This window comes from Thermoanaerobacterium sp. PSU-2 (genome assembly GCF_002102475.1).
GTDB lineage: Bacteria > Bacillota > Thermoanaerobacteria > Thermoanaerobacterales > Thermoanaerobacteraceae > Thermoanaerobacterium.
Genome location: NZ_MSQD01000040.1, coordinates 1 through 835 on the forward strand (window position 1 = coordinate 1; position 835 = coordinate 835).

At 23.4% G+C, this 835-nt stretch carries 1 protein-coding gene; it reads left to right on the forward strand.

Annotation, left to right across the window (positions count from 1 at the left end):
• The first annotated feature begins 172 nt into the window (after positions 1-172).
• Positions 173-733 (forward strand): tyrosine-type recombinase/integrase, encoded by a 561-nt coding sequence (locus BVF91_RS13025; RefSeq protein WP_085113769.1) that lies wholly within the window; start codon positions 173-175, stop codon positions 731-733.
• Positions 734-835: the final 102 nt, after the last annotated feature.

Consider the following 835-nt stretch of genomic DNA (forward strand, 5'->3'; position numbering starts at 1 on the left):
ATTTAATAAGATCATAATATATTTGATACATAAGCATTTTAAATAATTAATTTAGTATTTTTAGATATATCTATATACAAATCAATGTATCTTTTTTATAATATCTATGTAATCAATATTAGACATTATCATTAATTTTTTTGATATAAATTAATAATTAGGAGGAAAAATTATGACAGTTGAACCTATACGAGATAAAGTTAAAATAAAGCAAATGTATTATTATTTACAAGGTAAAGATCCTAAATACGGTTTACTTTTTAAATTTGGCTTAAATACTGGCTTAAGGATTAGTGATATTTTACCTATAAAGGTCAATGACATTTATACAAGTAATTACAATTTTCGTGAATATCTTACTATAAAAGAGAAAAAAACCGAAAAAGAGAAAAAAATTAAAATTAACGAATCATTAAAAAAGGAAATTGATAAATACATAAAATTAAGATGTTTAAAATATGATGATTATTTGTTTCCAAGCAATAAAGGCGGACACATAGGAAGAATCCAAAGTTACAGAATTTTAAAAGAAGCCGCTGAAACTGTTGGTGTCGAAAATTTTGGTACTCATAGTTTGAGAAAAACTTGGGGCTATTGGAGTTATAAAACATCACGTTATAATATAGGCTTAATAATGGATACTTTTAATCATAGTTCTCAAAAAATCACTTTAAGATATATCGGCGTAAATCAAGAACAGAAAGATGAATTATATACATTAGTTCAGTTTTGACAAAAAATGTCGTAGAAATTTTTGTAATAAAATCTTTAAAATTTTGTTATATTATGCAGGATTTTAGATTTTTCTGTCGAATAAGAGAATATGTTGTAATAA

Excerpts from the sequence above, each read along its gene's own strand:
- BVF91_RS13025 (WP_085113769.1), top strand. The coding sequence starts at position 173 with ATGACAGTTGAACCTATACGAGATAAAGTTAAAATAAAGCAAATGTAT.